1 protein-coding gene and 10 tRNA genes are annotated in these 1,411 nt (G+C 46.9%); 10 read left to right on the top strand and 1 reads right to left on the bottom strand.

Annotation, left to right across the window (positions count from 1 at the left end; genetic code table 11):
* Positions 1-65: 65 nt before the first annotated feature.
* The 10 genes from AC1DSB_RS19315 to AC1DSB_RS19270 all read left to right on the top strand — a co-directional run bounded on the left by AC1DSB_RS19315 (position 66) and on the right by AC1DSB_RS19270 (position 1,075).
* Positions 66-141: transfer RNA gene (locus tag AC1DSB_RS19315), tRNA-Asp, on the top strand.
* A 143-nt stretch (positions 142-284) separates the two neighbouring features.
* Positions 285-360: transfer RNA gene (locus AC1DSB_RS19310), tRNA-Phe, on the top strand.
* A 14-nt stretch (positions 361-374) separates the two neighbouring features.
* Positions 375-450 (top strand) — tRNA-Thr (locus AC1DSB_RS19305).
* Positions 451-459: 9 nt separating this feature from the next.
* A tRNA-Tyr gene (locus AC1DSB_RS19300) sits at positions 460-543 on the top strand.
* A gap of 5 nt (positions 544-548) precedes the next feature.
* A tRNA-Trp gene (locus AC1DSB_RS19295) sits at positions 549-622 on the top strand.
* A gap of 16 nt (positions 623-638) precedes the next feature.
* Positions 639-714, top strand: a tRNA-His gene (locus tag AC1DSB_RS19290).
* A gap of 9 nt (positions 715-723) precedes the next feature.
* A tRNA-Gln gene (locus AC1DSB_RS19285) sits at positions 724-795 on the top strand.
* Positions 796-802: 7 nt separating this feature from the next.
* Positions 803-877 (top strand) — tRNA-Gly (locus tag AC1DSB_RS19280).
* 9 nt (positions 878-886) lie between these two features.
* Positions 887-960: transfer RNA gene (locus AC1DSB_RS19275), tRNA-Cys, on the top strand.
* 34 nt (positions 961-994) lie between these two features.
* Positions 995-1,075, top strand: a tRNA-Leu gene (locus AC1DSB_RS19270).
* 84 nt (positions 1,076-1,159) lie between these two features.
* Here the strand turns inward: AC1DSB_RS19270 and AC1DSB_RS19265 are convergent.
* Positions 1,160-1,363: a hypothetical protein gene (locus AC1DSB_RS19265; protein WP_342543037.1), complete on the bottom strand. Its 204-nt coding sequence runs from the start codon at positions 1,361-1,363 to the stop codon at positions 1,160-1,162.
* Positions 1,364-1,411: the final 48 nt, after the last annotated feature.

Below are 1,411 nucleotides of genomic sequence, written 5' to 3'. Positions count from 1 at the left end.
CACGGTAGCTCGTTGGGCTCATAACCCAAAGGTCGCAGGTTCAAATCCTGCCCCCGCAACCAAATGGTCCCGTGGTGTAGCGGTTAACATGCCTGCCTGTCACGCAGGAGATCGCGGGTTCGATTCCCGTCGGGACCGCCATTTTTTATGAAGTGTTAAGAATTGGAATAAGCAAAGAAGGTCTAGGAAGCAAAATGAGTAAGTGAAGGAGCGTACTAACGTACGTGACYGAACGAACGAATGAAGCTGACAACGAGATTCGAAGCTTAGTACAATTCGAATGTGGCTCAGTAGCTCAGTCGGTAGAGCAAAGGACTGAAAATCCTTGTGTCGGCGGTTCGATTCCGTCCTGAGCCACCATTATATTTTTTCCCGCCGGTGTAGCTCAGTTGGTAGAGCAACTGACTTGTAATCAGTAGGTCGAGGGTTCGACTCCTTTCGCCGGCACCATCTTCAATTGGAGGGGTAGTGAAGTGGCTAAACACGACGGACTGTAAATCCGTTCCTTCGGGTTCGGCGGTTCGAATCCGCCCCCCTCCACCAACTTTAGGGGCATAGTTTAAAGGTAGAACTGAGGTCTCCAAAACCTCCAGTGTGGGTTCAATTCCTACTGCCCCTGCCAATTTTATTTTATAGTGGCGGTTGTGGCGAAGTGGTTAACGCATCGGATTGTGATTCCGACATTCGRGGGTTCAATTCCCCTCGTTCGCCCCATCTTATTAGTGGGGTATAGCCAAGCGGTAAGGCAACGGATTTTGATTCCGTCACGCCCTGGTTCGAATCCAGGTACCCCAGTATTTTTGCGGAAGTAGTTCAGTGGTAGAACACCACCTTGCCAAGGTGGGGGTCGCGAGTTCGAACCTCGTCTTCCGCTCCAACATGATTTGGCGGCATAGCCAAGTGGTAAGGCACAGGTCTGCAACACCTTTATCACCGGTTCAAATCCGGTTGCCGCCTCCATATTATACTTTCATATGTCTGCATGTATTGATTTGCCCGAGTGGTGGAATGGCAGACACGCCGCACTCAAAATGCGGTGCCGCAAGGCGTGCCAGTTCGAGTCTGGCCTCGGGTATCATTAAAAAAGCAGTATCTACTTATGTAGATACTGCTTTTTTAATTTTATATAAATAATAGGGAATACTGAAAGTACAACGGTTTACCTCTGATCGTTCTTTTTATCATTATTGACGGGGTGATTGGCCGCCTTTTTCGTATTTGTTTTTGCTGCTTTGTTTTGACCTATAATATCTAAATCATCTGGACTTAAATCGTATCCATGGCCAAATTCTTCACGATCAAATCTTGCCTTCTTCAAGTTTTTATTTTCTTTTTGTTTGATATTGCCTTTATCTGTAGTCAAAGAAACTCACCTCCATTTCCTGTTAGGATGTTCTGAAAGCCCCAGTTT

This window comes from Paenisporosarcina sp. P4_E4_2 (genome assembly GCF_056401595.1).
The sequence above is the reverse complement of the archived record's forward strand: the minus strand, read 5'-3'. Positions and strand labels throughout refer to the sequence as shown.